Source organism: Streptomyces diastaticus subsp. diastaticus, from assembly GCF_011170125.1.
In the GTDB taxonomy this organism is placed as follows: Bacteria; Actinomycetota; Actinomycetes; order Streptomycetales; family Streptomycetaceae; genus Streptomyces; species Streptomyces diastaticus.
This window is the reverse complement of the sequence record NZ_BLLN01000005.1, coordinates 1450463-1474105: the sequence shown is the minus strand read 5'-3', so window position 1 is coordinate 1474105 and position 23643 is coordinate 1450463. Positions and strand designations below refer to the sequence as shown.

The window sequence follows — 23643 nt, the reverse complement described above, 5'->3', positions numbered from 1 at the left end:
AGGAGGAAGCGGGCGCTCCTCGGACACTGCCCGGCTCCCTCGCCCGGGTGTTCGCGGCCGGCGGACCCGGCGACGCAGGTGGGCGTCGACGGCACCGGCTGGGGCCGGGAGCCGTCGACCGGGCGCAGTCGAGGGCGGCGGGGCAAGCCTGCCGGACAGGCGCGTGCCACCGTCGGCCACCCGCCGTGGAGCGCCAGGTGGCCGGTCGGGTGCGGGTCTTCCCTCGCGCTCGTGCGGAAGCCTGTTGACGAACCGGGCACTGATGGCCGCGGGTCCGGCGGACCGCTCGCGGGTCATCCTCTTTCCCGTGGATCACCGGCCGGACCGGCCTGGGACCGGTCTTCGGGGGCGGGGCCGTCTTCGGCCGGGGACTGCCCGGGAGCCGGGTGCCCGCCCGGCACATCCGGTGGATCGTCCTCCGGTCACCCTTCACCGACCCCCACGGGAGCCGGACGCGCGCCCGGCGCAGCCTTCGCGAACAAGCTGTTTATCGTCAGGCAGACGACTATGATCACCCCATGCCCCCCTACGACCCGTCGGCCTTCCCGCCGTTCGCCGTCACTGTCGATCTGGTCGTCCTCACCGTGCGCAAGCACGCGCTCTGCGCCCTGGTGGTCCGTCGGGGCGAGGCACCGTTCCAGGAGCGGTGGGCTCTGCCCGGCGGGTTCGTCCGGCCCGACGAGGACCTGTCCGCGGCCGCGGCCCGGGAACTCGCCGAGGAGACCGGTCTGTGCGCCCACAGTCCCGAGGCGCCGGTCACCGACAACGGTGCCCATCTCGAACAGCTCGCCACCTACGGCGACCCTGACCGCGACCCACGGATGCGGGTGGTCAGCGTCGCGCACCTCGCCCTCGCGCCCGACCTGCCCGCCCCCCGGGCCGGGGGCGACGCCCGGCACGCGCGGTGGTCGCCCGTGGAGGAACTGCTGGGCATGACCGCCGGCGGCCGCCGGACGGAGCCTCAGGCCGAGCCGCTCGCCTTCGACCACGGCACCATCCTGGGGGACGGGGTGGAGCGGGCCCGTTCGAAGATCGAGTACTCCTCCCTGGCCACGGCCTTCTGCCCCCCGGAGTTCACCGTCGGCGAGCTGCGCAGGGTCTACGAGGCGGTCTGGGGCGTCGTGCTCGACCCGCGCAACTTCCACCGGAAGGTGACCGGCACGCCCGGGTTCCTGGTCCCCACCGGCGGCACCACCACCCGCCAGGGCGGGCGTCCGGCCCAGCTCTTCCGCGCGGGCGGCGCCACCTTGCTCAACCCGCCCATGCTGCGGCCCGAGGTCTGAACCACCGGCCGCGCCGGTTCCGGGAGAGCTCTGCCTCGGAGGGACTTCCCGGCCGCCTCCCCCTCTCGTACGCCGGTGCGCTCAACGGCCTTCTGTGCGAGCGCCGTCGTGTGCGCCCGGCGTGATCCGTGGTGCGTCGCAAGGCGGTTGTGGCGCGGCCGGGGCGCGCCCGGCGGTCGGGCGGGCCGATCGACCAGGAGAGTGGGGACAACCTGCGGATATCACCGTCATGTTGTCGTTCGGGGCCCTGTCCTGCACGTATCCGCGCGGATCTGTTCGCGAGGCCTCGCTGAAATGACAGGTTCTGATCGACCCGGTAGGCAAGTCCGCATGTCCGACCGGGGTGTTCACGCCCCTTGGGCGGGCCGTCAATGGTCGCGAGGTGAGCGATCACCCTTTCGTGTGCTTTTCACCAAAGACCTCAAGGCAGTTGGGGACGACGCCGACAAAGGTTCCGTGACTACCCTTGCGCACTCCATGATGACCGCCGCCCGTTCCGCAGACTCCGGCTTCGCGGGTCCGGGCGAACTCGACCGCTACCCCTACGGGGAGGTGCCCGGGCCGGAGCGGAGCGCCTCCGCCTGGGAGGGCGGCGATTCCGGTCTGGGCCGGGCCGTCCGGCGTCCGACCAGCAACCGGGGCCGGGGTCTTCACGGTCAACTCGTCCAGCAGCTCGGCCAGATGATCGTCTCCGGCGACCTCGGCGCCGACCGCCCCCTGGTGCCCGAGGAGATCGGGCAGCGCTTCGAGGTCTCCCGCACCGTGGTGCGGGAGTCCCTGCGCGTGCTGGAGGCGAAGGGACTGGTGAGCGCCCGGCCCAACGTGGGGACCAGGGTCCGCCCGGTCAGCGACTGGAACCTCCTCGACCCCGACATCATCGAATGGCGCGCCTTCGGCCCGCAGCGCGAGGACCAGCGCCGCGAGCTCGGCGAACTGCGCTGGACGATCGAGCCGCTCGCCGCCCGCCTCGCCGCGGGCCACGGGCGCGAGGACGCCCAGCAGCGGCTCGCGGACATGGTCGAGATCATGGGCCACGCCCTCGGGCAGGGCGACCTGATGACCTTCTCGCGCGCCGACGCCGAATTCCACGGGCTGCTGATCCAGCTCGCCGGCAACCGGATGCTGGAACACCTCTCCGGCATCGTCTCCGCCGCCCTCCAGGTCTCCGGTGGTCCCGCGACCGGTTGCGACCGGCCGAACGAGACCTCCCTCGCCCATCACGCCCGCATCATCGACACCCTCGCCGAGGGTGACGGGGCCGCGGCCGAGCACGCCATGCGCCAGCTCCTGACCGCCCACCCCGAGATGGAGCGGGTCGTCCCCGGGCCGCGCGAGCAGCACTGAGCACACGGCCGACGGCCCACCCGGGCCGCCCGCGCTATGCCCCGGCAGGTGCGCCCTCCCCGCCCTCCGCTCGGTCTCACGGCGAGCGGGGAGGCCGGTGGCGCCTCCGGCCCTCCGAGTGCACGGCCTGCTCCCCGGCGTCACCGCCCCGAGCCCCCCGGCACCGGCCGCCCGGAGGCTCGTGGTCCCCTCCCGGCCGGGACCCAGGGGCGCCCCTCCGATCCTGGCCCCTGGCCCCGGCGTGAGCCCGGCTCCAGGGGCCAGGTGTTTCACCCGCTGACCCCGGGGTCAGCGGCCCGGTACCTCAAGGGGGAAGGGGCCGTACCTCGCCGGAAGGAAGACGGTGGAGGTACGGTCACAGTCAGACGCCCGCCCGTACCGGCCGCGCGTCTCCCGGGGCGCCAACGCTCCGGGGCGCACCGGCTCCGGGTTCTCCGCCCGGAGTCGCCCCGCCCAGAACCTCACGGCATCTTTATGTCACCCTCTGTCGCTGTTCGGAGAATTTTGACCGATATAGGGGTGTGACTCGGGCCACGTGGATTGGGCGTAACGCTCGACCGGGCAGCGCGATGACCTAAGAGGTGACAGCCGAGGAGGGAATGTGGTCGTCGTTCACGGCGCTGTAACCCCTCACCGGCCCCCGCCAACGCCCCCGGCCCAATCCCAGCCGTGGGTCGTCGGCTCCCGTCCTTCACCCAGGGCAGGGGCCGGAAGCCGCTATTCAACGTTCCGAGAGGTTGTTCGTGTCGGCCAGCACATCCCGTACGCTCCCGCCGGAGATCGCCGAGTCCCAGTCTGTGATGGCGCTGATCGAGCGGGGAAAGGCTGATGGGCAGATCGCCGGCGACGACGTGCGTCGGGCCTTCGAAGCTGACCAGATCCCGGCCACTCAGTGGAAGAACGTTCTGCGCAGCCTCAATCAGATCCTCGAGGAAGAGGGTGTGACGCTGATGGTCAGTGCGGCGGAGCCCAAGCGCACCCGGAAGAGCGTCGCGGCGAAGAGTCCGGCGAAGCGCACCGCCACCACCAGGACGGTGACCGCCAAGGCGGCCCCGGCGAAGAAGAGCGCCCCCGCGGCCGCGCCGACGGACGAGGAGTCCGCGGAGGCGCCCGTGAAGAAGGCGGCGGCCAAGAAGACCGCCGCCAAGAAGACGGCGAAGAAGGCGACGGCGAAGAAGACCGCCGCCAAGAAGACCGCGGCCAAGAACGTCGTCGACGAGCTGCTCGACGACGAGGCAGAGGAGAAGCCCACCACCGGCAAGCCGGGCGAGGAAGGCGCGCCCGAGGGCACCGGTGGCGAGAGCCAGGGCTTCGTCCTGTCCGACGACGACGAGGACGACGCGCCCGCGCAGCAGGTCGCGGCGGCCGGCGCCACCGCCGACCCGGTCAAGGACTACCTCAAGCAGATCGGCAAGGTCCCGCTCCTCAACGCCGAGCAGGAGGTCGAGCTCGCCAAGCGGATCGAGGCCGGCCTCTTCGCCGAGGACAAGCTCGCCAACGCCGACAAGATCGCCCCGAAGCTCAAGCGCGAGCTGGAGATCATCGCCGAGGACGGCCGCCGGGCCAAGAACCACCTGCTGGAGGCCAACCTCCGCCTCGTGGTCTCGCTGGCCAAGCGTTACACCGGCCGCGGCATGCTCTTCCTGGACCTGATCCAGGAGGGCAACCTCGGCCTGATCCGTGCCGTCGAGAAGTTCGACTACACCAAGGGCTACAAGTTCTCCACGTACGCCACCTGGTGGATCCGGCAGGCGATCACCCGCGCCATGGCCGACCAGGCCCGCACCATCCGCATCCCGGTGCACATGGTCGAGGTCATCAACAAGCTGGCCCGCGTCCAGCGCCAGATGCTCCAGGACCTGGGCCGCGAGCCCACTCCGGAGGAGCTGGCCAAGGAACTCGACATGACCCCCGAGAAGGTCATCGAGGTGCAGAAGTACGGCCGCGAGCCCATCTCTCTGCACACCCCGCTCGGCGAGGACGGCGACAGCGAGTTCGGTGACCTCATCGAGGACTCCGAGGCGGTCGTCCCGGCCGACGCGGTCTCCTTCACGCTCCTCCAGGAGCAGCTGCACTCCGTCCTCGACACGCTCTCCGAGCGTGAGGCGGGCGTGGTCTCGATGCGGTTCGGTCTCACCGACGGTCAGCCGAAGACCCTCGACGAGATCGGCAAGGTCTACGGCGTGACGCGTGAGCGCATCCGCCAGATCGAGTCGAAGACCATGTCGAAGCTGCGCCACCCGTCCCGCTCGCAGGTCCTGCGCGACTACCTCGACTAGGCAGTTTCGTTTGGATCATCGGGTGGACCAGAGGAAGATGCCCGCGACGTGGAGTCCGGCCAGGTAGATGGTGGCGGTTTTCTCGTAGCGGGTGGCGATGCCTCGCCACTGTTTGAGGCGGTTGATGCACCGCTCGACGGTGTTGCGCTGTTTGTAGGTCTCGCGGTCGAAGGCTGGTGGTCTGCCGCCTCGGCTGCCTCGGCGGAGCCGGTGGCGGCGTTGGTCTGCGGGGACGGGGATCACGGCCCGGATGCCGCGCTTGCGCAGGTGTTCGCGGATGGCGCGGGAGGAGTATGCCTTGTCGGCGAGGACCACGTCCGGCCTGGTGCGGGGTCGTCCTCGCCGACGGGGGACCCGCAGGCGGGCCATGACCTCGGGAAAGGCAGGTGCGTCACCGGCCTGTCCGGCGGTGAGGACGAACGCGAGGGGCCGGCAGCGGGCATCGGCGGCGAGGTGGATCTTCGTGGTCAGTCCGCCGCGGGAACGGCCGATGGCGTGGTCGCCGGGTTCGCCGGCCGGGGCCCCTTTTTACGGGCCCCGGCCGCGTGCTGGTGGGCCCGCACGATCGTGGAGTCGACCGAGACGGCCCAGCTGACGTCCTCGTCGGCGTCGGCCTGGGCCACCAAGGCGGTGAAAACCCGCTCCCAGGTGCCGTCGACGGCCCACATCCGCAGCCGGTTGTAGACACCCCGCCAGTTGCCGTACTTCTCCGGCAGGTGCACCCACTGCGTACCGGTCTGGAACTTGTAGGCGATCGCGTCGATCACCTCACGATGGTCACGCCAGCGGCCACCCCGCTTCGGCGTCCGGTCCGGGAGCAACGGCTCGATCCGCGCCCACTGCGCGTCAGTCAACGGCACACCCGGACCAACGACCAACTGATCCAAACGAAACGGCCTAGGACCGGCTGCCGCGTCCGCGAAAGGGGCTGTGGAGCCACCCGCACGGGTGGCTCCACAGCCCCTTTCGCCGTGAGGGGGGGGCACGTCCGCCTCGCACGGGCGGCCGCTCGGCGGGCCTCCGTACGGTTCCCTCCACTCCGTAGAGGGCTCCCGTTGTGCCGCCCGTGCGCGAGGACCCGCCGTGGATCACTCTGGGTGCGTAACCGAACGCCTTCAGTGAGGAGAAGTGATGCGGCGTCGATGGAACCGAAGCGGACGGGCCGGGCTGGTCGCGGCCGCGGCCGTGCTGGCGGCCCCGCTCTGCGGCCCCGCCCCCGCGGCGGCTGACAGCGTCGTGGTGGGCGGCAGCCCGGCCGGCGTCGACGAGCACCCCTGGGTCGTCGCCCTCGGCAGCCGCGACCGGTTCGGCGGTGAGCGCTCCGGCCAGTTCTGCGGCGGCGTGGTCGTCGGTGAGCGGACGGTGCTGACCGCCGCGCACTGCGTGGACGAGGAGGTGCTCGGAACCGCCCTGTCGCGCGTCCCCGACCTGCGGGTTATCTCCGGCCGGGACGACCTGCGCAGCACGGCGAAGGGGCGGGAGACCGCGGTCCGCGAGGTCTGGGTCAATCCGGAGTACGACTCGGTCACCAACGCGGGCGACATCGCCCGGCTGACCCTCGCCGAACCCCTGCCCGCCTCGTCCGTGCTGCCCGTCGCCCGGCCGAGGGCCGCCGAGGAGAAGGCGGGCAGCAAGGCCGCGGTGTTCGGCTGGGGCGACACGACCGGTAACGGAACGTACTCGTCCCGGCTCAGGTCCGTCGGGGTGACCGTGCTGGAGGACGCCACCTGCCGGCGTGCCTACCCGGGCAGTTCCGTCGGCCGCTACCAGGCGGACACCATGCTCTGTGCCGGTGACCCGCGCGGCGGCCGGGACGCCTGCCAGGGGGACAGCGGCGGGCCGCTGGTGTCGCGGGGCAAGCTGATCGGTCTGGTCTCCTGGGGCAGCGGCTGCGGACGGGCCAGCAGTCCCGGCGTGTACACCCGGGTCTCCGAGGTCGCCCCGTAGGCGCGCCGGCCCGGTCGGCGGGCGGGGCGCCGGTAGCCTCGCCTGCCGACCGGGCCGGGCCTCCCAGGCCGCTCGCGGGCCGCCCGTCAGGCGCGCTGGAGGGGGCGCCCGGCCGTCCGCAAGGCCCGCTTCGGCCAATCCCGGCCGCGGTGCCGCCCCGCGTTGCGTAGGGGCCCCAGGGGCTCCGTACAACCGAAACGGGCCCCCTTTCCGCCGCTGGGGCGGGAAGGGGGCCCGTACTCCGGTTGAGGGACCGGTGCCGGCTCGTCGGGATGGGTGCGAAGCGTCAGCGCTCGTCCTCGGCCGTGGCCGGGGTCGCCGTCAGCCGCTCGGACTCATCCTGTATCTCAGCGGCGATCTTCTTGAGTTCCGGCTCGAACTTGCGGCCGTGGTGGGCGCAGAAGAGCAGTTCACCACCGCTCATCAGCACGACGCGCAGGTAGGCCTGGGCGCCGCAGCGGTCACAGCGGTCAGCGGCCGTCAGGGGGGTCGCGGGGGTCAGAACAGTAGTCACGTCGCCTCTTCTCTAGCTCGACGAGCTGTCGTACCAGGGTCAACATCCAACCAGGCCGAAAACGTTCCCGCTCGCGGCATTTCCTCGAAAAGATCTTCCGGGGAGGCCGGGTGCTGCCGGTTTGGCGGCGAATGTGCCGTGTGGGTGGTTGACGCTGTCACGTCATCGGGTCCGGTCCTCACCGGCTGGCTTGCCGGGGTGTTGAAGAGGACGTGCCCGGAGCCTAAATGGTTCATGCCCGGAAGGGAACGTGACATCTGTTTCACCCTACCGAGGGATCGAACGCGTGTGCGGCCCTGGACTAGGGTGGGTTTGAGCCGAGGGTGGCGTTACATCGGCTCTACCTGGCCTCGGTACCCTCTGAGCGGCGACCGTTGCCCAGGTCCCCGATCTTGTGGACCACCATCAGAATTCAGCGAGGAGCGAACCCGCGTGACCGCCGAGACGTCCGTGCCGTCCACCGCTTTGCTGGCAGGAGCAGACCAGGACGGTTCCAATTACACCGCTCGGCACCTGCTCGTCCTGGAAGGGCTCGAAGCGGTCCGGAAGCGACCGGGCATGTACATCGGGTCCACCGACAGCCGCGGCCTCATGCACTGCCTCTGGGAGATCATCGACAACTCCGTCGACGAGGCCCTCGGCGGCTACTGCGACCACATCGAGGTGATCCTCCACGACGACGGCTCGGTCGAGGTCCGCGACAACGGCCGCGGCATCCCGGTCGACGTCGAGCCCAAGACCGGCCTGTCCGGCGTCGAGGTGGTGCTGACCAAGCTGCACGCGGGCGGCAAGTTCGGCGGCGGCTCGTACGCGGCCTCCGGCGGACTGCACGGCGTCGGGGCCTCCGTGGTGAACGCCCTCTCCGCCCGCCTGGACATCGAGGTGGACCGCGACGGCGGCACCCACGCCATCAGCTTCCGGCGGGGTGTCCCGGGCGCCTTCGCCGGGACCGGCGCCAAGACCGGCGCCGACGCCCCCTTCGAAGCGGGCAACGGCCTGCGGAAGGTCAAGAAGATCGCCAAGTCGCGTACCGGTACCCGGGTGCGGTACTGGGCGGACCGGCAGATCTTCCTCAAGGACGCCAAGCTGGACCTCGCCACCCTGCACCAGCGCGCCCGCCAGACGGCCTTCCTGGTCCCGGGGCTGACCATCGTGGTCCGGGACGAGTACGGCCTGGGCGACGGCGGCTCGAAGGGCGAGGAATCCTTCCGCTTCGACGGCGGCATCAGTGAGTTCTGCGAGTACCTGGCGGACGACCGGGCCCTGTGCGACGTGCTGCGCCTCACCGGCAAGGGCACCTTCAAGGAGACCGTCCCCGTCCTCGACGACTTCGGCCAGATGACGCCGACCGAGGTCACCCGCGAGCTGGCCGTCGACATCGCGCTGCGCTGGGGCACCGGGTACGACACCAGGATCCGCTCGTTCGTCAACATCATCGCCACCCCCAAGGGCGGCACCCACGTCACGGGCTTCGAGCGGTCCCTCACCCGCACCATGAACGAGGTGCTGCGCTCGGCCAAGCTGCTGCGCGTCGCCGAGGACGACATCGTCAAGGACGACGCCCTGGAGGGGCTGACCGCCGTCGTCACCGTCCGGCTGGCCGAGCCGCAGTTCGAGGGCCAGACCAAGGAGGTGCTGGGCACCTCGGCGGCCAACCGGATCGTCTCCCAGGTGGTCGCCAAGGAGCTGAAGGCCTTCCTGACCTCCACCAAGCGGGACGCGAAGGCGCAGGCCAGGGCGGTCATGGAGAAGGCGGTCGCCGCCGCCAGGACGCGTATCGCCGCCCGCCAGCACAAGGACGCCCAGCGCCGCAAGACCGCCCTGGAGTCCTCCTCGTTGCCGGCCAAGCTGGCCGATTGCCGCAGCGACGACGTGGAGCGCAGCGAGCTCTTCATCGTCGAGGGTGATTCCGCGCTCGGTACCGCCAAGCTCGCCCGGAACAGTGAGTTCCAGGCCCTGCTGCCGATCCGCGGCAAGATCCTCAACGTCCAGAAGTCCTCCGTCAGCGACATGCTGAAGAACGCCGAGTGCGGTGCGATCATCCAGGTGATAGGAGCGGGCTCGGGCCGCACCTTCGACCTCGACGCCGCCCGCTACGGCAAGATCATCCTGCTCGTGGACGCCGATGTGGACGGCGCCCACATCCGCTGTCTGCTGCTGACCCTCTTCCAGCGGTACATGCGCCCGATGGTCGAGTCCGGCCGGGTCTTCGCCGCCGTACCGCCGCTGCACCGCATCGAGCTGGTCCAGCCCAAGCGCGGGCAGGACAAGTACGTGTACACGTACTCGGACCGGGAACTGCGCGACACCCTCATGGAGTACCAGCGGAAGAACATCCGTTACAAGGACTCCATCCAGCGCTACAAGGGCCTCGGCGAGATGGACGCCGACCAGTTGGCCGAGACCACCATGGATCCGCGCCACCGCACCCTGCGCCGCATCAACATCGCGGACCTCGACTCCTCCGAGCACGTCTTCGACCTGCTGATGGGCAACGAGGTCGCGCCGCGCAAGGAGTTCATCACCAGCTCCGCAGCGACGCTGGACCGCTCGCGCATCGACGCCTGAGGTCCGGAGCCCTCCCCGGGGTGCCGGAAGGGACGCCGCACCGCCCCGGGCGGTGCGGCCTCCTGTCGTGCATCCAGGAGGCGCGCGACAGCCGGTAACGGGCCGAGGGCGTGTGCGAGGCGCGCACAGAGGTGCTTTCGGACCGGCACGGAGGGACCCGCGGGCCGCCCGCCAGGTGACGGTCTCGGCCCCGGGCCGGCCCCGGGTCGCGGCCGGGGCCGCGTTCGGCCTTTCCCGGCGCCGGGACGACAGCGCGCGGGCCCGTCGACAGCGTGCTTCTTCCGGGTCTGTCCATCACCTGATCCGATGTAAGTCCCCCCCCCAGGCGGAGAACCGGTCTTCCCCTCCGTCTCATCCTCGGCACGCGGTAGTCCCGGCCGCGGACAAGGAGAGCGCGGTGGAGAAGGACGACGGGCGCGGCGGTGGGCCGGCCCGGCTCGACGATCCCTGGTACGGCGTGCCGGCGAGCGGGTGGGGCCCGCCCGCCGGAGCGGGAACCGTTCCTCCGGCCGGGCGGCGGATCGCCGAAGACCGTGCCGGCGCCCATGGACGCCAGGCCGAGCACGGCGGACGTCTGCCGCGAGGTGCGTGCCGGTGCCGCCTTCCAGGAGCTCCGTGGCCGCCATCGCCGTTTCGTGGTCCCGGCCTGCGCGCTCTTCCTCACCTGGTACCTCGCCCACGTGGTCGCCGCCACCACCGCTCCCGCCCTGGTGGCCCGCCCGCTCCTCGGGCCGGTCAACGTCGCGCTGGCCGCGGGGTTCGGCCAGTTCGCCAGCACCTTCCTACTGACCTGGGCGTACGCACGCCAGGCCGGCTGCGGCGGGACCGGCTCGCGCCCGACCTGCGCTGGGAGACCCAGCAGCTCACCCGGAAGGCGCGGGGATGAGCGGCGACCACCAGTCCCTGGCCGTCGTGCTGTTCAGCCTCCTCGTGGCGCTGACTCTCGCCGTCACCGCCTGGGCGGGGCGGCGCAGACGGGGCACCACTGAGGAGTCCTACGCGGGCGGCCGTCTCTTCTCCCCGATGGAGAACGGTTTCGCCATCGCCGGCGGCCGTCTGTCGGCCGCCTCCTTCCTCGGCGTCTGCGGCCTGATCGCCCTCTACGGCTACGACGGCATTCTCTACTCGGCCGGCTTTCTCGCCGCCTGGCTGGTGGCGCTCTTCCTCGTCGCCGAACTGGTCCGCGACTGCGGCCGGTTCACCCTCGCCGACGTGCTCGCCGCCCGGCTCGGCGAACGCCCGGCCCGGATCGCCGCGGGCACCTCCTCCCTCACCGTCTCGGTGCTCCACCTGGTCGCCCGGATGGCCGACGCGGGCTTGCTGGTCCCCCTGCTGCTCGGCGGGGAGAGCCGCGCCGCCCGTACCTGGACGGTGGTCGGTGCCGGCGCACTGGTGGGGGCCCACGTGCCGCTCGGCGGAATGCGCTCCACGACCTAAATCCAGATCGTCAAGTCGGTGCTGCTGATGAGCGGCACCGCCACACTGACCTTGCTGGCGCTGCTCCGCTCCTCCGGTGACTTCGGGCGGATGCTCAGCACGGCGGCCGCCCGCAGCGGCCACGGCCTGGACTTCCTCGACCCCGGCCTGCGCCACGGCGGCGACTGGACGGCCCGCCTCGACTTCATCAGCCTCGGCCTCGCCCTGGTTCTCGGGACGGCTGGGCTGCCGCACATCCTCTCCCGCCTCGCCACCGTGCCGACCGCGCGCGCCGCCCGCCGGTCCACGGTCTGGGCGATCGGGCTCATCGGCGGCTTCCACCTGACGACGATCGTCATCGGCTTCGGGGCGGCCGCTCTCCTCGGCCCGGAGGCGGTCCGCTCCTCCAACGCCGCGGGGAACACGGCCGTACCACTGCTCGCCCTCGGCCTCGGGGGCGGTGCGGGCTCCACCGGCGGCACCGTGCTGTCCGCGGTGGTCGCAGCTGTCGCCTTCGCCACCATCCGCGCCGTGGTCGCCGGACCACCCCTCGCCTCCTCGGCCTCGGTCGCCCACGGCCTCCACGCCTCGCTGCGCCGGCGCGAGGGCGCCCACCGCTTCGGCGAGGTGGCGGTGGCACGGCTCGCCGCCGCCGGGACCGGGGTGCCGGCGATCGGCCTCAGCCTGCTCGCCCGCGATCTGAACGTCGCCTTCCTGGTCGGCCTCGCCTTCGCGGTGGCCGCCTCCGCCAACCCGCCCGTGCTGCTCTACACGCTCTTCTGGCGCTCCTTCACCACCCGGGGCGCCGTCCGGGCGGTGTACGGCGGGCTCGTCCCGGCGGTGCTGCTCGTGCTGGTCTCCCCGGTGGAGTCGGGCAGCCCCGCCTCCCTCCTGCCCGGCCTCGACTTCCAGGTCTTCCCGTTGGAGAACCCGGGCCTGGTCTCCGTCCCGCTCGGGTTCGCCTCCGGCTGGCCCGGTACCGTCACCTCCCGCGAGAAGCCGGACGAGGACGGTCACGCGGAGGCCGAGGTGCGCTCTCTGACCGGTGCGGGCGCGGTCCGACCAGGGTGTGGGAGGCGCTTCACTCCTCCCGCACCGCCACGACGTCCATCCGCCGCGGCGTCCCCGGCGTCCCGCCGCACGACTCGGGGCGGGGCGGCAGCGACGTGCCCTCGGCCACGGTGACCCGCCAGCGCCGCCCGTCGCGGTGGGCCAGCGCCACCTCCCAGCCGGTTGCGGCTCCCTCGACGCCGGTGACCGCGAGGTCGTCGGGACGGGCGCCGGGCAGCCGTTCGCGCAGGGCCAGTTCGGCGGCCTGCCCCGGCCGGTCCCAGCAGGAGCGGCCCCGGCAGCCGTCCACGACGACCTCGCCGGCGGCGGTGGCCCGCAGGATCTCCTTGACCTCGGTGGTGACGGCGCGGCCGTAGGCGTAGCCGTGCGGCAGGACCAGCAGGGTGGGGGAGAAGCGGTGGCCGCCGAGGTGGGTGGTCTCCCAGACCTCCTCGGGCGCGGTGAGCGCCAGTTCCTCGGCGAGTGGCCGGCCCAGCAGGGCGCAGCACCTGTCCCGCTTCCCGTTGGTGCACACCAGGGCGAGGGGCGGCCCGTCGTACGGCGCGCCGCCCAGCGCATCGAAGGAGGCCGGGTCACCGGCGCCGAGGGCGGGCAGGTCGAGGGAGCGCAGTGCCTCCAGGCGGGGCAGGCGGGCGGTGTGCGTCCAGGTGCGGCCGGGGAGGGTGTGGGCGGCGACGACGCGCGGGCCACCGGGGCCGGCGGGGCGCCCGCCGGGCCGCCGGATGAGGGCGACGCGGACCCCGGTGCCCTCGGCGGCGGCCTCCAGCGCGGCGCCGAGCGCGGCGTCGAGACGGCTGGCGGTCAGGGCGCGGGCGCCCCACGGGCCGGGTTGCTCGATCAGCAGCCAGGTGCGGGCGGTGGCGGCGGTTCCGGCGAGCGGTTCGCGCAGGTCGAGGGCGGCTCGGGCACACGTACTCACAGGGGCGACCCTAACCCGGGGCGGGCGCTCCTGCTCATGCGGATCATCGCCCCCCCGCCCGTCCACGCCGAGCCGTTCGCGCGCACGGCGGCGCGGGCCACGAGGCCCCCACCGCCATCCAACCTGGACCACCAGTACGTCCGCGACTCCGGCAACCACGGCGCCGCGACCGCTCCTCGGCCTGAATCCCGCTGACTGCGCTGACCGGTTTCTCGGCGGCGTACGCCCGCGTCGGCTTCGCCGCGCTCCTCGCCATGGGATCCGGCGCCGCGCGACTGCGCTGTGGACCAGGGGCCGCGTCCCCGCCGCCGCGACGGACTCCACGGGCTCCACCGCTCCTGGTGAGCGGTGGCCGACCGGCACGGCGCCGCCCTCGCCGGCGAGGCGCAGCTCCCCGGGCAGCGAGCCGTTCGCCCGCCACCCGCGGCACCACGAACCCCCACCGCCTGCAACGTCCCTTCCGCGCAGCCCGTGGGAGCCGGCCGGCTGCGCGCAGCCAGGTGCGACACCCGCGCCGGGCAGGCAGCGCCCGTCGACTACCCGCCGCCCGGGTCCTCCGCGACCACGACACCCCCGCACCGTCACCCGCCGCGGTCGCGCCGGGGCCGGCTTCGGCTTCGCCCCGAACGGTTCGGCACCCCCGCCGACCCGGCGCCGCCCGTGCCACCGCCCTGCTCCACCTCGCCCCGCCCGGCGCCACCTGCCTCCACCAGGACGGGGCGCCGGGCCTGCCCGGGGCGGCGGATCCCGTGCGAGTACATCGAGGACCTGATGCACGCCCGGTCCGGCGCCGCAGGCCCCGGCGGCGACGGTTGCCCGGCCCAGCCGCCTGGGACCGCCGACGCCCCGCACGCCGGGGTTCTCCACCGCACCCCCTGGCTGCCGCAGCCCCGCGGGGCCGCCCGCACGGCCCACGGGCAGGAGGCAGCCCCGCCTCCACGAGGGTCCTCCCACCGCACCGTGCTCGCTCCCCCCCGGCGGTCTCGGCGACGGCCTCCTGGAACGGTTCGACGGCCCCGAGGGCCTTCTCGCCCTCCGCCGCCCCGCCGACGCGCGCCTCTCTCGTCAACCTCGGCTCGGACGCCGTACCCCTTCCCGCCGGCACCGAGCCGCCGCTCGCCGCGGACCGCCCGGTGCCGAGGGGGCGCTGCCCGCCGGCACCGCCGTCCGGCTGCGCGGGCGGCCGTCCGGCGCTGCCCGCCGGCACCGCCGTCCGGCTGCGCGGGCGGCCGTCCGGCGCTGCCCGCCGGCACCGCCGTCCGGCTGCGCGGGCGGCCGTCCGGCCGGCCGGTGCCGAGGGCCCGCGGGCACGCCCGGCCCGGCCGGCGCACCGCCGTATCCTGGGACGCCCGTCCGGCCAGGGCGGGCGCCGGGCACCGTGCCGGTCCCGGCGGCGGCACGGTGAAAGGACCCCTCGGTGGGCAGGCAGCAGATCCCGGTCGTCGTCCTCGCCGGCTTCCTCGGCTCGGGCAAGACCACCCTCCTCAACCAGTTGCTCCGGCGCAGCCGGGGCACCCGGATCGGCGCCCTCGTCAACGACTTCGGCGCCATCGAGATCGACGCCATGGCCGTCGCCGGACAGGTCGGCTCCACCGTCTCGCTCGGCAACGGCTGCCTGTGCTGCGCCGTCGACGTCGCCGAACTCGACACCTACCTGGAGCGGCTGACCCGCCCGGAGGCCGGGCTCGACGTCATCGTCATCGAGGCCAGCGGTCTCGCCGAACCGGTCGAGCTGGTCCGCATGGTCCTGGCCAGCGAGAACCCGTACGTCCTCTACGGCGGTCTCGTCGAGGTGGTCGACGCCGCCGAGTACGCGTCGACCCGTGAGCGGCACCCGGAACTCGACCGGCACCTCGCCGCCGCCGACCTCGTCGTCCTCAACAAGAGCGACCGCGTCGCCCCCGCCGAACTGGACCGCCTGCTCGCCGTCGTCCGCGAACGTGCCGAGCACGGTGCCGTCACCCCCGCCGCCCACGGCCGGATCGACCCGGAACTCCTCTTCGACCGCCGCCCCCAAACCGAGCGCTACGGCCAGCTCTCCTTCGACGACGCCCGCGAGGAGGACGAGCCCGAGGGCTGTCGCGGCGGCCACGGGGACGGCCACGACGGGCATCTGCACGCCGCCTACGACAGCGTCGCCTTCACCTCCACGACCCCGCTCCACCCGCGCCTGCTCATGGACTTCCTCGACGCGCGGCCCGAAGGGCTCTACCGCATCAAGGGATTCGTGGACTTCGGTCCGCTCGACCCCGGCCACGTCTACACCCTGCACGCCGTCGGCCGCTTCCTGCGCTTCACCCCGCGCGCCTGGGAGCCCGGCGAGGAGCGGCGCACCCAGATGGTCCTGATCGGCTCCGGCATCGACCCCGACGCCCTCTCGACCGCGCTGGACGGCTGCCGCGACCAGGCCGGTCAGGCCGAGGAGCGGCACCTGTGGAGCGTCCTGCGCTTCGTCCGCGCCGACGAGGACACCGCCGACCCGGACGACCCCGAGGTACTGCGCACCGAAGTGGCCGACGCCGGGCGGCCCGTGGGCTGAGCGCTCCGGGAAAGTCCGCCGCCCCGGCGCGTCGTACGCCGGGGTGGCTCCGCCGGGGCGCACGGCCCCGGGACGGGCGTCAGCCGACGGGGCCGGCCGCCGCGGCCACCGGCTTGGGCAGCGACACGCCCGAGCCGTCGCGCCGCGGGTCCGGGTCGGGCAGCTCCGCCGGCGTGCCGTCGCGCTGGGCCGCGCGGGCCGGGGCCGGGCCCGCCCAGGCGAAGCTCAGGCAGTCCTCGCCCTTCAGGAACCGCTGACAGCGCACCCCGCCGGTGGCCCGGCCCTTGCGCGGGTACTGGTCGAAGGGGGTCACCTTCGCCGTGGTCTGCACCGAGTCGTCCAGCGTGCCGCGGGAGCCGGCCACCGTGAACACCACCGCGTCCACCGCCGGGTCGACCGCGGTGAACGACACCACCCGGGAGCCCTCCCCCAGCTTCACCCCCGCCATGCCGCCGGCCGGACGGCCCTGCGGGCGGACCACCGAGGCGGGGAAGCGCAGCAGATGCGCCTCGTCGGTGATGAAGACCAGGTCCTCCTCGCCGGTACGCAGCTCCGCCGCACCGACGACCCGGTCGCCCTCCTTGAGGGCGATGACCTCCAACTCCTCCTTGTGCGAGGGGTAGTCGGGCACCACGCGCTTGACCACGCCCTGCGCCGTGCCGAGCGCGAGACCCTGGGAGGACTCGTCCAGCGTGGTCAGGCAGACCAGCCGCTCGTCGGCCTCCAGGGTGAGGAACTCGGCGACCGGCGCCCCGCCCGACAGGCTCGGCGCGGTGTCCGTCCCCGGCAGCTGCGGCAGGTCGATCACCTGGAGCCGCAGCAGCCGCCCGGCCGAGGTGACCGCGCCGACCTCGCCGCGCGCCGTCGCCGCCACCGCCGAGACGATCAGATCGTGCTTGACCCGCTTCGGCGCGTCGGCCAGCGGCTTGTCGTCCGCGGTCCGGGCCAGCAGCCCCGTGGAGGAGAGCAGCACCCGGCAGGCGGTGTCCTCCACCTGGAGGGGCACCGCGGCCGCCGCGCCGGAGGACTCCAGCAGCACCGTGCGCCGGTCCGTGCCGTACTTCTTGGCGACCGCCGCCAGCTCCGAGGAGACCAGCTTGCGCAGCTCGGCGTCGGAGTCGAGGATGCGCGTCAGCTCCTCGATCTCGGCGTTGAGCCGGTCCCGCTCGGACTCCAGCTCGATCCGGTCGAACCGGGTGAGGCGGCGCAGCGGCGTGTCCAGGATGTACTGCGTCTGGATGTCGCTGAGGGAGAACCGCTCGATGAGGCGCTCGCGGGCCTCCGCGGAGTTCTCACTGTCCCGGATGATGCGGATGACCTCGTCGATGTCGACGAGCGCCACCAGCAGGCCCTCGACCAGGTGCAGCCGGTCGCGCTTCCTGCCGCGCCGGAACTCGCTGCGGCGCCGGACCACGGTGAACCGGTGGTCCAGGTAGACCTCCAGCAGCTCCTTGAGGCCGAGGGTGAGCGGCTGGCCGTCGACCAGGGCGACGTTGTTGATGCCGAAGGACTCCTCCATCGGCGTCAGCTTGTAGAGCTGCTCCAGGACCGCCTCGGGCACGAAGCCGTTCTTGATCTCGATGACCAGCCGCAGGCCGTGCTCGCGGTCGGTGAGGTCCTTGACGTCGGCGATGCCCTGGAGCTTCTTCGCGCCGACCAGGTCCTTGATCTTGGAGATGACCTTCTCCGGGCCGACGCTGAACGGCAGCTCGGTGACGACCAGTCCCTTGCGGCGCGGCGTGACGTTCTCCACCGTGACCGTGGCGCGGATCTTGAACGTGCCGCGCCCGGTGGCGTACGCGTCGCGCACCCCGCCCAGTCCGACGATCCGCCCGCCGGTCGGCAGGTCGGGCCCCGGCACGAACCGCATCAGGGTCTCCAGGTCGGCGCCCGGGTGCTTGATGAGGTGGCGGGCGGCGGCGACGACCTCCCCGAGGTTGTGCGGCGGCATGTTGGTGGCCATGCCGACCGCGATCCCGGAGGCGCCGTTGACCAGCAGGTTCGGGAAGGCGGCGGGGAGTGCCACCGGCTCCTGCTCCTGGCCGTCGTAGTTGGGCGCGAAGTCGACCGTGTTCTCGTCGATCGACTCGGTCATCAGGGAGGTGGCGTCGGCCATCCGGCACTCGGTGTACCGCATCGCCGCCGGCGGGTCGTCGTTCCCCAGCGAACCGAAGTTGCCGTGGCCGTCGACCAGCGGCAGCCGCATGGAGAACGGCTGCGCCATGCGCACCAGCGCGTCGTAGATCGAGGCGTCGCCGTGCGGGTGGAGCTTGCCCATCACCTCGCCGACCACCCGGGCGCACTTCACGTAGCCGCGGTCGCGGCGCAGCCCCATCTCGTTCATCTGGTAGACGATCCGCCGGTGCACCGGCTTCATGCCGTCCCGCGCGTCGGGCAGGGCTCGCGAGTAGATCACCGAGTAGGCGTACTCCAGGAAGGAGCCCTGCATCTCGTCGACAACGTCGATGTCGAGGATGCGCTCCTCGAAGTCGTCCGGTGGCGGGGTCTTCGTGCTGCGGCGGGCCATCGCTGCTGCGGCTCCTTCACCAACAAGGTCTGGACATGACGCCGACCATTGTGGACCGCGCCGCGGACAACCCCGACCGCGCCCCGTCCTTCGGGTGCCTTCCCGCGGGAACTTCGCCCCCCGTCGGCACGGTTGCATAGAGTGACAGGACGGAGAGGACCTCTCCAGAATTCGCGAGCGAAGGGACGTACCTGCCCATGGGTGACACGGCCACAGCGCGGGCCGCCTCCGGCGGCCTGACAGCGACCGAGCACCGCCTGGCCAACGGCTTGCGCGTGGTGCTCTCCGAGGACCACCTGACCCCGGTCGCCGCGGTCTGCCTCTGGTACGACGTCGGCTCGCGCCACGAGGTGAAGGGCCGCACCGGCCTCGCCCACCTCTTCGAGCACCTGATGTTCCAGGGTTCGGCGCAGGTGAAGGGGAACGGCCACTTCGAGCTGGTCCAGGGCGCCGGCGGCTCGCTCAACGGCACCACCAGCTTCGAGCGGACCAACTACTTCGAGACCATGCCCGCCCACCAGCTCGAGCTCGCCCTCTGGCTGGAGGCCGACCGCATGGGCACCCTCCTGACCGCCCTGGACGACGAGTCGATGGAGAACCAGCGCGACGTCGTCAAGAACGAGCGCCGCCAGCGCTACGACAACGTGCCGTACGGCACCGCCTTCGAGAAGCTCACCGCCCTCGCCTACCCGGAGGGCCACCCCTACCACCACACGCCCATCGGCTCGATGGCCGACCTCGACGCGGCCACGCTCGAGGACGCCCGGCAGTTCTTCCGCACGTACTACGCGCCGAACAACGCCGTGCTCTCCGTCGTCGGCGACATCGACCCGGAGCAGACGCTCGCCTGGATCGAGAAGTACTTCGGCTCCATCCCCGGCCACGACGGCAAGCAGCCGCCGCGTGACGGCTCGCTGCCCGACACCATCGGCACCGAGCTGCGCGAGGTGGTCCGCGAGGAGGTGCCCGCGCGCGCCCTGATGGCCGCCTACCGCCTCCCCGAGGACGGCACCCGCGCCGCCGACGCCGCCGACGTGGCGCTCACCGTCCTCGGCGGCGGCGAGTCCTCCCGGCTCTACAACCGCCTGGTCCGCCGAGACCGTTCGGCTGTCGCCGCCGGCTTCGGCCTGCTGCGGCTGGCCGGCGCGCCCTCGCTCGGCTGGCTCGACGTCAAGGCCTCCGGCGACGTCGAGATCCCCGCCATCGAGGCCGCCGTCGACGACGAGCTGGCCCGCTTCGCCGCCGAGGGCCCCACGGCCGAGGAGATGGAGCGCGCCCAGGCCCAGCTGGAGCGGGAATGGCTGGACCGGCTCGGCACCGTCGCCGGCCGCGCCGACGAACTCTGCCGGTACGCCGTCCTCTTCGGTGACCCCCAGCTCGCCCTCAGCGCCGTCGGCCGGGTGCTGGACGTCACCGCCGACGAGGTCCGCCAGGCCGCCGCCGAGCGCCTGCGCCCGGACAACCGCGCGGTCCTCGTCTACGAGCCGCTCACCCCCGAGGAAGCCGAGCACGCCGAGCACGCCGAGAACACCGACGCCGCGACCGGCGAGGAGGCCGCAGCCAGTGAGTGACGTCATCACCCCCGCCATGGATCTCCACCCGCAGCCGGCCGGAGGAGCCCCCCGCCCCTGGGCCTTCCCCGCCCCCGAGCGCACCAGCCTGGACAACGGCCTGACGGTGCTGCGCTGCCACCGCCCCGGCCAGCAGGTCGTCGCCGTGGAGGTGCTGCTCGACAGCCCGCTCGACACCGAGCCCGAGGGGCTCGACGGCCTCGCCACGATCATGGCCCGCGCCTTCAGCGAGGGCACCGACCGGCACAGCGCCGAGGAGTTCGCCGCCGAGCTGGAGCGCTGCGGGGCCACCCTCGACGCCTTCGCCGACCATCCAGGCGTCCGGCTCTCCCTGGAGGTTCCGGTCTCCCGGCTGGAGAAGGCGCTCGGGCTGCTCGCCGACGCGCTGCGCGCCCCCGCCTTCGATCCGGCCGAGGTCGAGCGTCTGGTCCGCAACCGTCTGGACGAGATCCCGCACGAGCAGGCCAACCCGGCCCGCCGCGCCGCCAAGGAGCTGTCCCGGCAGCTCTTCCCGGCCGGCTCGCGCGTCTCGCGGCCCCGTCAGGGCACCGCGGAGACCGTCGAGCGGATCGACGCCGCCGCCGTCCGCGCCTTCTACGACCGGCACGTGCGCCCGGCCACCGCCACCGCCGTCATCGTCGGAGACCTGGAGGGCACCGACCTCGACGCCCTGCTCGCCGACAGCCTCGGCGCCTGGCAGGGCGACGCGGGCAAGCCCAACCCGGTCCCGCCGGTCACCGCCGACGACACCGGGCGCGTCATCGTCGTCGACCGTCCCGGCGCCGTCCAGACCCAGCTGCTCATCGGGCGTGTCGGACCTGACCGGCACGACCGGGTCTGGCCCGCCCAGGTGCTCGGCACGTACAGCCTCGGCGGCACCCTGACCTCCCGTCTGGACCGTGTCCTGCGCGAGGAGAAGGGCTACACCTACGGCGTGCGGGCCTTCGCCCAGGTGCTGCGCTCCACCCCGGAGGGGACGGGCGCGGCGATGCTCGCCATCAGCGGCTCCGTCGACACCGAGTCCACCGGCCCGGCCCTGGACGACCTCTGGAAGGTGCTGCGCACCCTGGCCGCCGAGGGTCTCACCGAGGCCGAGCTGGACACCGCCGTGCAGAACCTCGTCGGGGTGGCGCCGCTGAAGTACGAGACGGCCGCCGCCGTCGCCTCCACCCTCGCCGACCAGGTCGAGCAGCACCTGCCGGACGACTTCCAGGCACGGCTGTACCGGATGATGGCCGACACCGGTGCCACCGAGGCGACCGCCGCCGTGGTCAGTGCCTTCCCGGCCGACCGGCTGGTGACGGTGCTGGTCGGCGACGCCTCGCGGATCGCCGAGCCGGTGCGCGCGCTCGGCATCGGAGAGGTCAGCGTGGTCACCGGCTGACGTCCGCTCAGCGAGCCCCGGCCGGCATCCCCCAGCCGGAGGGCGGAACCCCGGAAGCCCTGGACGGCGACCGGGGTTCCGTCATGTCCACGCCTCGGTGGGGATGCCCCTTTCGCGGGATTGACGCCCCGTCTGTCCTGTGGTGTGCGCAACAAAAGCGGCGTTCGGTTTGTAGCACGACAGAAGTGCCCATTAGCGTCTCTGCGGCTGTCCGGCCGACGCACCCGCCACACCCGTGGCGAACGGGCAGTCATCGCCGAATCCCCGCAGGGCGTGAGCCCGGGGAACCGGGGACCCACCGTCCCAGGGGTGAATCGGGCGCCTCCCGCGAGGGGCCCGTAGGAGACCTTCCTGCTCCGAACCCGTCAGCTAACCCGGTAGGCGAGAAGGAAGGAAAGGACCAGCCGCTCCATGGCGTTCACCCGTCCCACCGGGAAGCACCGGCGAACGAACCGCCGGGCCACCCGCACCGGGGCCGGCCTGGCCGGCGTCGCCGCCCTCACCACCACCGGCGTGGTGGGCACCCTCGCCTCTCCGGCCGCGGCCGGAGAGGCCCCCGCGCACACCGGCTTGACGCAGGCCATCACCATCGGCGACAGCCTCGCCGACCGCATCGGTGACCAGGCCGCCGCCCAGCGCCTCGCCGCCGAGGCCGCCGCCGCCGAACAGGCCGCCGTCGAGGCCGCCCGCGTGCAGGCCGCCGAGGCGAAGCAGAAGGCCGAGAAGGAGCGCGCCGAGAAGATCCGGGCCGCCCGCGCCGCCGAGCGCGAGCGCCTCAACCGCTATGTCCTGCCCGTCGAGGGCTCCTACGTCTCCACCGGCTACCGGACCGGCGGCAGCCTCTGGTCCTCCGGCAGCCACTCCGGAGTCGACTTCCACGCCCCCTCCGGCAGCGTCGTGCGCGCCGTCGGCGCGGGCACCGTGGTCCAGACCGGATGGGGCGGTGCCTACGGCAACGAGGTGGTCGTCAAGATGCACGACGGCACCTACACCCAGTACGGCCACCTCACCTCGGCCACCGTCTCGGTCGGCCAGACCGTCACACCGGGCCAGCAGATCGCCGTCTCCGGCTCCACCGGCAACTCCACCGGCCCGCACCTGCACTTCGAGGCCCGCTCGGGCGCCGACTACGGCACCGACATGGATCCCGTCGCCTACCTGCGCGGCCACGGCGTCGACGTCTGACCGGGCCCGTAGGACCCGTTCCTCCCCGAAGACCCCGGCCCTCCCGAGCCGGGGTCTTCGGATTGTCCGCGGCCGGTGTGCCCACCCCACGCCTTCCGGCCAGAAGGTGTTCGCGGACCACCCGGAGCCGCCGGACAGCGCCTCTTCCTGTCCTAGGGGCGCGGCAGAGGACCGGACGGCCGCGTTTCGCGGGCCACGGGCGGAGGACGGGCATGGGTGTTCCGGCGCAAGCGACACGCACCGCGATCGGACAGGACATCGTCTCCGGCGCCCACGGGCGCGGCTCCCGCCTCACCGAGGGGCAGCTCGCCCGCCCCTACGGCGTCTCCCGCGTCCCCGTGCGCGAGGCACTGCGCACCCTGGAGGCGCGCCACCTCCTCGCCGGCCGGCCCCTCTTCTCGGCCGGGAGGTGCCGCGCCTCCGGTTCGCGTGACCGGTGACCGATGACCGGCGCGGCGGGGGGCGCGTCGGCTGACGCGAGGAGCGGCCGCGACCGCGCCGACGGGCTCCGGACGGCCCGGCGAGGCGGTCCCGGTGGCCCGAAGCGGATCGCGTACAGGGGGCCCCGGCCCCCGTGAGGGCACGGCCGCCCGCCCCGGTGCGTCCGGGGCTCCAGCGCGACACCGCGGCCCGCGGACAGCGCCACGCGGCTGACTGACGCCCGCCGGTTCCCGGCACCCGCCCCCTGAAGTGCCGGGGCCGCTCCACCGGCTCCGCGCCCCCGCCGGGCAATCGGGTCTCACGCGCGGTCAGCCGTCACCCCTCGGGGGCAGCCCCGGCGTCAGACGGTCTCCGGAAGCTCGTCCAGCCCTTCCGCGACCAGCTTGGCCAGGCGCTCCAGGGCGGCCTCGGCGCCGTCGGCGTCGGCGGAGAGGACGATCTCCTCGCCACCCTGCACGCCGAGGCCGAGGACGGCCAGCATCGAGGCGGCGTTGACCGGGGCGGTGTCCGGCTTGGCGATGGTCACCGGGATGCCGGAGGCGGTGGCGGCCCGGACGAAGATGGAAGCGGGACGGGCGTGCAGGCCCTCGGCCCAGCCGACGTTGACGCGGCGCTCAGCCATGTTGAAGCTGCCCTTCACGAAGCGGACGATGTT

The 23643-nt window shown here is 73.1% G+C and carries 13 protein-coding genes, 4 pseudogenes and 1 riboswitch; of the genes and pseudogenes, 12 read left to right on the top strand and 5 right to left on the bottom strand.

Features of this window, described 5'->3' with window-relative positions:
• Positions 1–518 precede the first annotated feature (518 nt).
• The 3 genes from Sdia_RS23825 to Sdia_RS23815 all read left to right on the top strand — a co-directional run bounded on the left by Sdia_RS23825 (position 519) and on the right by Sdia_RS23815 (position 4906).
• Positions 519–1283, top strand: a complete 765-nt coding sequence (locus Sdia_RS23825; RefSeq protein ID WP_100457866.1) for an NUDIX hydrolase — start codon at positions 519–521, stop codon at positions 1281–1283.
• A 402-nt stretch (positions 1284–1685) separates the two neighbouring features.
• The gene (locus Sdia_RS23820; RefSeq protein ID WP_100457865.1) at positions 1686–2627 is read left to right on the top strand and encodes a FadR/GntR family transcriptional regulator; all 942 of its coding nucleotides are present in this window, start codon (positions 1686–1688) and stop codon (positions 2625–2627) included.
• Positions 2628–3370: 743 nt separating this feature from the next.
• Entirely contained in the window at positions 3371–4906 is a 1536-nt protein-coding gene (locus tag Sdia_RS23815; protein ID WP_100457864.1) for an RNA polymerase sigma factor, read from the top strand.
• Between the two features lie 15 nt (positions 4907–4921).
• On the opposite strand, the pseudogene Sdia_RS23810 reads toward Sdia_RS23815, so the two are convergent.
• Positions 4922–5784: pseudogene (locus tag Sdia_RS23810) on the bottom strand (IS5 family transposase).
• Positions 5785–6037: 253 nt separating this feature from the next.
• Between Sdia_RS23810 and Sdia_RS23805 the strand changes: the two are divergent.
• Positions 6038–6853 carry a S1 family serine peptidase gene (locus Sdia_RS23805; RefSeq protein ID WP_115069030.1) on the top strand — a complete coding sequence of 272 codons (816 nt, stop codon included), beginning with the start codon at positions 6038–6040 and terminating at the stop codon, positions 6851–6853.
• Positions 6854–7139: 286 nt separating this feature from the next.
• Here the strand turns inward: Sdia_RS23805 and Sdia_RS23800 are convergent, their stop codons facing one another.
• Positions 7140–7367, bottom strand: a complete 228-nt coding sequence (locus tag Sdia_RS23800; protein WP_003951302.1) for a DUF7455 domain-containing protein — start codon at positions 7365–7367, stop codon at positions 7140–7142.
• A 432-nt stretch (positions 7368–7799) separates the two neighbouring features.
• On the opposite strand from Sdia_RS23800, the gene Sdia_RS23795 reads away from it, so the two are divergent.
• From Sdia_RS23795 to Sdia_RS23785, 3 genes and pseudogenes are all read left to right on the top strand, one after another.
• On the top strand, positions 7800–9935 hold the full coding sequence (locus tag Sdia_RS23795) for a DNA gyrase/topoisomerase IV subunit B (protein ID WP_124288039.1): 2136 nt from the start codon (positions 7800–7802) through the stop codon (positions 9933–9935).
• A gap of 397 nt (positions 9936–10332) precedes the next feature.
• Positions 10333–10821, top strand: a pseudogene (locus Sdia_RS23790) (DUF485 domain-containing protein).
• A pseudogene (locus Sdia_RS23785) lies at positions 10818–12410 on the top strand (solute symporter family protein); the annotation flags it as partial. The pseudogenes Sdia_RS23790 and Sdia_RS23785, both read left to right, overlap by 4 nt.
• A gap of 22 nt (positions 12411–12432) precedes the next feature.
• Here Sdia_RS23785 and Sdia_RS23780 read toward each other — a convergent pair.
• Positions 12433–13341, bottom strand: coding sequence for a ferredoxin family protein (locus tag Sdia_RS23780; protein WP_100457861.1), 909 nt, complete (start codon positions 13339–13341; stop codon positions 12433–12435).
• Between the two features lie 1417 nt (positions 13342–14758).
• Between Sdia_RS23780 and Sdia_RS23775 the strand changes: the two genes are divergently transcribed.
• The gene (locus Sdia_RS23775) at positions 14759–15880 is read left to right on the top strand and encodes a CobW family GTP-binding protein (protein ID WP_100457860.1); all 1122 of its coding nucleotides are present in this window, start codon (positions 14759–14761) and stop codon (positions 15878–15880) included.
• Positions 15881–15959: 79 nt separating this feature from the next.
• On the opposite strand, the gene Sdia_RS23770 is transcribed toward Sdia_RS23775, so the two are convergent.
• Positions 15960–18407 carry a DNA gyrase/topoisomerase IV subunit A gene (locus tag Sdia_RS23770; RefSeq protein WP_189500651.1) on the bottom strand — a complete coding sequence of 816 codons (2448 nt, stop codon included), beginning with the start codon at positions 18405–18407 and terminating at the stop codon, positions 15960–15962.
• A 197-nt stretch (positions 18408–18604) separates the two neighbouring features.
• On the opposite strand from Sdia_RS23770, the gene Sdia_RS23765 reads away from it, so the two are divergent.
• The 4 genes and pseudogenes from Sdia_RS23765 to Sdia_RS23750 form a co-directional block, all read left to right on the top strand.
• A complete protein-coding gene (locus Sdia_RS23765; protein WP_100457858.1) occupies positions 18605–19978 on the top strand; it encodes a M16 family metallopeptidase in 1374 nt (457 codons plus the stop codon).
• 16 nt (positions 19979–19994) lie between these two features.
• Complete coding sequence (locus Sdia_RS23760) at positions 19995–21362, top strand: M16 family metallopeptidase (RefSeq protein ID WP_181844101.1); 1368 nt, start codon at positions 19995–19997, stop codon at positions 21360–21362.
• Positions 21363–21606: 244 nt separating this feature from the next.
• A riboswitch (cyclic di-AMP (ydaO/yuaA leader) is annotated at positions 21607–21760 on the top strand.
• Positions 21761–21773: 13 nt separating this feature from the next.
• Positions 21774–22547, top strand: a complete 774-nt coding sequence (locus Sdia_RS23755; RefSeq protein ID WP_100457856.1) for a M23 family metallopeptidase — start codon at positions 21774–21776, stop codon at positions 22545–22547.
• Positions 22548–22759: 212 nt separating this feature from the next.
• Positions 22760–22966: pseudogene (locus tag Sdia_RS23750) on the top strand (GntR family transcriptional regulator); the annotation flags it as partial.
• Positions 22967–23328: 362 nt separating this feature from the next.
• Here the strand turns inward: Sdia_RS23750 and Sdia_RS23745 are convergent.
• Positions 23329–23610, bottom strand: a complete 282-nt coding sequence (locus Sdia_RS23745; protein ID WP_100457928.1) for an HPr family phosphocarrier protein — start codon at positions 23608–23610, stop codon at positions 23329–23331.
• Positions 23611–23643 lie beyond the last annotated feature (33 nt).

Excerpts from the sequence above, each read along its gene's own strand:
- Sdia_RS23825 (WP_100457866.1), top strand. The coding sequence starts at position 519 with ATGCCCCCCTACGACCCGTCGGCCTTCCCGCCGTTCGCCGTCACTGTC.
- Sdia_RS23805 (WP_115069030.1), top strand. The coding sequence starts at position 6,038 with ATGCGGCGTCGATGGAACCGAAGCGGACGGGCCGGGCTGGTCGCGGCC.
- Sdia_RS23770 (WP_189500651.1), bottom strand. The coding sequence starts at position 18,407 with ATGGCCCGCCGCAGCACGAAGACCCCGCCACCGGACGACTTCGAGGAG.
- Sdia_RS23765 (WP_100457858.1), top strand. The coding sequence starts at position 18,605 with ATGGGTGACACGGCCACAGCGCGGGCCGCCTCCGGCGGCCTGACAGCG.
- Sdia_RS23760 (WP_181844101.1), top strand. The coding sequence starts at position 19,995 with ATGGATCTCCACCCGCAGCCGGCCGGAGGAGCCCCCCGCCCCTGGGCC.
- Sdia_RS23755 (WP_100457856.1), top strand. The coding sequence starts at position 21,774 with ATGGCGTTCACCCGTCCCACCGGGAAGCACCGGCGAACGAACCGCCGG.
- Sdia_RS23745 (WP_100457928.1), bottom strand. The coding sequence starts at position 23,610 with ATGGCTGAGCGCCGCGTCAACGTCGGCTGGGCCGAGGGCCTGCACGCC.